The 4222-nt window shown below is 62.4% G+C and carries 5 protein-coding genes and 1 pseudogene; 4 read left to right on the top strand and 2 right to left on the bottom strand.

Going from position 1 to position 4222, the window contains the following annotated elements; genetic code table 11:
* The 3 genes and pseudogenes from EN750_RS40865 to folK all read left to right on the top strand — a co-directional run.
* Positions 1–120: pseudogene (locus tag EN750_RS40865) on the top strand (dihydropteroate synthase); the annotation flags it as partial.
* A gap of 3 nt (positions 121–123) precedes the next feature.
* The gene (gene folB / locus EN750_RS20990) at positions 124–483 is read left to right on the top strand and encodes a dihydroneopterin aldolase (RefSeq protein WP_127397524.1); all 360 of its coding nucleotides are present in this window, start codon (positions 124–126) and stop codon (positions 481–483) included.
* Entirely contained in the window at positions 467–979 is a 513-nt protein-coding gene (folK, locus tag EN750_RS20985) for a 2-amino-4-hydroxy-6-hydroxymethyldihydropteridine diphosphokinase (RefSeq protein WP_127272685.1), read from the top strand. The genes folB and folK overlap by 17 nt, the downstream gene beginning before the upstream one ends.
* Before the next feature lie 154 nt (positions 980–1133).
* On the opposite strand, the gene EN750_RS20980 is transcribed toward folK, so the two are convergent.
* Both EN750_RS20980 and EN750_RS20975 read right to left on the bottom strand, forming a co-directional pair.
* Positions 1134–1679 (bottom strand): DUF924 family protein, encoded by a 546-nt coding sequence (locus EN750_RS20980; protein ID WP_127272684.1) that lies wholly within the window; start codon positions 1677–1679, stop codon positions 1134–1136.
* 14 nt (positions 1680–1693) lie between these two features.
* Positions 1694–3529 (bottom strand): monovalent cation:proton antiporter-2 (CPA2) family protein, encoded by a 1836-nt coding sequence (locus EN750_RS20975; RefSeq protein WP_127397523.1) that lies wholly within the window; start codon positions 3527–3529, stop codon positions 1694–1696.
* A 160-nt stretch (positions 3530–3689) separates the two neighbouring features.
* Between EN750_RS20975 and EN750_RS20970 the strand changes: the two genes are divergently transcribed.
* Positions 3690–4222, top strand: a 533-nt coding sequence (locus EN750_RS20970; protein WP_145967808.1) for a cupin domain-containing protein, incomplete at its 3' end; no start/stop codon positions are given.

Here is a 4222-nt window from a genome sequence, read left to right as displayed (position 1 = left end):
GTTATATTGAGGCTCCAGGGCGCCGATCTGTTTCGCGTCCACGATGTCGCATTCAACGTGGACGCTTTGGCGCTCGCGGATGCTATGCTGGCGCGTCGGACGGACCAGGCGAGAAACTGAGCGATGTATGTCATCCGCATGAAGAACTGCGCTTTCTTTGCCCGGCACGGCGTGCTGGACGAGGAGGAAAGGCTCGGCCAGCGCTTCTATGTCGATGCTGTTCTCACCGTCGATCCAGGCCGCGCACTTGCCGAGGATTCGATCGAGGATACAGTCCACTACGGCATTGCATTCACCGTCATTGAGAAGATCATCACCGGGCAGCGCGGTTTTCTGATCGAGTCGCTGGCGCTCGAAGTGGCCCGTGCGCTGACGGCGCGTTTTCCGCAGATAAAGAAAGCCGAGATCACAGTGCGCAAGCCGAACGCACCGGTGCCCGGCGTGCTCGATTATGTCGAGGTGACCGTTGTCTGGCCCGAATAGTACCGTTTATCTCAGCCTTGGCGGCAATCTTGGCGATCCGGCGAAATCCATGGGCGCGGCGCTGCGCATGCTGGATGCCGACGCGGATACGCGCGTCACCGGCGTCTCCTCGCTTTATCGCACGCCGCCATGGGGCAAGCTCGATCAGCCGGATTTTCTCAATGCGGCCGCCGAAATTTCCACCGTGCTTGCACCGCGTGCCTTGCTCGACCTCTGCCTCGATGCGGAGCGCAAGCTGAAGCGTGTCCGGGAGGAGCGCTGGGGGCCGCGGCTGATCGATATCGACATTCTGGTGTTCGGCGACCGCGTCATCCACGAGACCGGACTGGAGGTGCCGCATCCGCGCATGCTGGAGCGCGCCTTCGTGCTGGCGCCGCTGGCCGAGATCGCGCCCGGCCTGGTTGTCAGCGGTCGCAGCATCACCGACCGCCTGGTCGCCGTCGATACTTCAGGCATCGAGCGATTGTCCTCCGGCCGGGATTGGTGGTTGGCCTAGGTGCGTTGATATTCAGGTGATGCCGGCCTGCAAACGGCGAGTTCCTGCGCTTCCGGTGCTCACGTACCCAAATGTACGCTCCGCTCCGGTTCTCGGAACCCACCGTTTTCGACTCGGCCTGACCTGAATCTCAACACACCTTGGAGCGGGGTCTTTAACCGGAGAAACCGCCGCCATCCAGGAACGTCTGCTCCTGCGGGGTGGTTTCGCGGCCAAGCATCTTGTTTCGGTGCGGAAAACGGCCGAAATTCTGAATGATATCGCGGTGTTCGACAGCGTACTTCAGGTATGGCTCGGCCCAGGCCTGCGTCAGTTCGACCGAAATGTCCTGGTCGGCCAGCAGTTCCGAATGCTCGTAAGGCAGGTAGAGGAAAACGCGGAGTTCTTCCTCGAGTGCCAGGTCATGACCAGCCGCGATCGCCCTCTCCGCGAAATATCTGGCGAGCGGATCGGTCGCGTACATATGGCCGGTGCCGCGAAAACAGTTCCGCGGAAACTGGTCGAGCAGGATCATCAGCGCCAGCGCGCCTTCGGCATGTTCCAGCCAGTCGTCGCATTCACGCCGCGCGGCGGCGTAGTGCAGGCCGAGAAAGCGGTCGCGGAACTCGGCATCGAATGCCTCGTTCTTCTCGAACCAGGCATCCTCGCCGGCATCGCGCCAGAATTTGGTGACCGACAGGGCCCTGCTGTCCAATTCCATGCCTAATTCCTTGCTCAATCGGCGGGTTCGGGTTTGTGCAGCACACCCGCGGTTTCTTCATTGAGTGCCTGACCAGGCCGGCGCGGCGTGGAGAGCGGTGTCGGAATCGGCGTACCGATATTGCCTCTCAGGAAGCGCTGTCCGGCGCGAATGCCTTCGGCAAGCTGGGTTTCGAAGCGATCGGTGTCGCGGCGCCTGACGTCTTCGATCGTTTCAGCCACGTCTTCGGGATCGACGCCCAGCGATTCCAGGGCCGAGCCGCCGAAAACAAGTGCGGATTCGAAGGTTTCGCGCAGCTGGTAGTCGACGCCGGCGCGAATGAGCTGCAGCGCGGTACCACGATCGAAAGCGCGGGCCAGCACGGTGAGCAAAGGAAACTCAGCCTTGATGAGCTCCGCGATGCGAACAGCCACATCGGCCTTGTCGACGCAGATCAGCACGGCGCGCGCACGGCCGGCGCCGGCGGCATGCAGGATGTCCAGTCGCGTGCCGTCGCCATAATAGACCTTGAAGCCGAAATCGGCCGCCGCCTGGATCATTTCGACGTCATTGTCGATGATCGAGACGTCGATGCCGCGCAGCAGCAGCGGCTGGCTCGCGATCTGGCCGAAGCGGCCGAAACCAATGACCAGCACGCTGCCGGTCAGGCCATCGGCGACATCGACCCCGTCGAGCGACTGCTCGTCACGCGGCGTCAGATAGCGCAAGGCGATGATGGCCAGCGGCGTCAGTACCATGGAGATGATGACGATCGCCGTCAGCGTCGCGTTGGCCTGGCCGTCGATGATGCCGACCGCCGCGGCCGCCGAGTAAAGGACAAAGGCGAATTCGCCGCCTTGTGCCATGAAGACCGCGCGCTCCAGGGCTTCGCGGTGGCCTGATTTCAGGATGCGGGCGACGATGTAGATACCGAATGCCTTCATCACCATGTAGGCGACGACATAGATGGCGATCAGCCGCCAGTTCGCCGCGACCACATGCAGGTCGAGCGACATGCCTACCGCGAGAAAGAACAGGCCAAGCAGGATGCCGCGGAAGGGTTCGATGTCGGCTTCGAGTTGGTGGCGGAAGGTTGATTCGGACAAGAGCACGCCGGCCAGGAAGGCACCCATCGCCATCGACAGGCCGCTGAGCTGCATGGCGAGGGCGGACCCAAGGACGACCAGAAGTGCCGCCGCCGTCATCACTTCACGGGCACGGGCATCCGCCAGGATGCGGAAGAACGGGTTGAGCAGATAACGGCCGGCCACCACCAGGCCGACGATTGCGGCAAGGCCGATGCCGATTTCGGTCAGCCGCTCCATCAGGCTGGTGTCGGCACCGCCGGGCGCCAGGAACGCGATCAGCGCCAGCAGCGGCACGATGGCAAGGTCCTCGAGCAGCAGCACCGATACGATGCGCTGTCCTTTCGGTGCAGCGATCTCGCCGCGTTCCTCCAGAAGCTGCATGACGATCGCCGTCGAGGTCAGCACGAAGCCGGCGCCGGCGACGAAGGATTGCGCGATCGGAAACCCTCCGGCCATGCCGACACCGGTCAACAGCAGCGCGCAGACGCCGACCTGCAGCGCACCGAGGCCAAAGATCTCACGGCGCAGGCCCCACAGCCGCGACGGCTGCATTTCCAGCCCAATGATGAACAGGAACATCACCACACCGAGCTCGGCGACATGAAGAATGGCTGCCGATTCGGAAAAGACGCCGAGGCCGAACGGACCGATCACCACGCCGGCGGCCAGATAGCCGAGGATCGAGCCAAGGCCCATGCGCTTGAAGATCGGAACGGCAACGACGCCGGCAGCAAGCAGTGCCACCACCTGAACCAGATCACTGCCCGATGCTTCCGCCGCCATGCCTCTTGTCCCTGTGTGTAGCAGAACTCCTTGCATGCAGTTGGAGTGGGAGGCAAGGCGAGAAATCTGCCGGGAGGGGTAGGGTGCCGCTGCAACGATTTACTTTGTGGAACAACGGTCCCCGCTTGCCTGCCGGACGTTCGGCATCTATATCAGGTATATGCCTGACTATTCGTCCCGGCCGTCTTCGACGCCACATATCCCGATGGATGCGCTCAGCGAAGTTCTGCAAGACTTTCGCTTGAGTGGTGTCAACTATGGCCGCTGCGAGCTCCGGCACCCATGGAGCATAGACTTTCCGCAACAACAGCTGCTTCGGTTTCACTTTGTCGGCCAGGGCCCGTGTTGGATTCATACTGAATCGCAAGGCTGGCAGGAGTTACGCGATGGCGATCTGGTGCTGTTGCCACAAGGCATCGCCCATCGGCTGGCGAGCGCGCCGGACGTTGCAGGGGACTCGCTCGAAGGTTGCAAGGTGATCAAGTTGGGGGGCAACGTCTGCGAAGTGGTACGGCAAGGAACGGGCGCGACGAGCACCCTTTTCTGCGGCTCCATGGCCTTGGATTCCTATGCGCTCAACCCATTGATCACGTTGATGCCGCCTGTCATCAAGGGTTGCGACGTGGCCGGCAATGACCCGGTCGTCGGTCCTTTGCTGGCGGCCATGACGGTGGAGGCCTCGCAACCGCAGAT

This window comes from Mesorhizobium sp. M7A.F.Ca.ET.027.03.2.1 (assembly GCF_003999175.1).
GTDB lineage: Bacteria > Pseudomonadota > Alphaproteobacteria > Rhizobiales > Rhizobiaceae > Mesorhizobium.
The sequence above is the reverse complement of the archived record's forward strand: the minus strand, read 5'-3'. Positions and strand labels throughout refer to the sequence as shown.

Coding starts and splice junctions, on each gene's coding strand:
- EN750_RS20980 (WP_127272684.1), bottom strand. CDS start 1,679: ATGGAATTGGACAGCAGGGCCCTGTCGGTCACCAAATTCTGGCGCGAT.
- folB (WP_127397524.1), top strand. CDS start 124: ATGTATGTCATCCGCATGAAGAACTGCGCTTTCTTTGCCCGGCACGGC.
- EN750_RS20975 (WP_127397523.1), bottom strand. CDS start 3,529: ATGGCGGCGGAAGCATCGGGCAGTGATCTGGTTCAGGTGGTGGCACTG.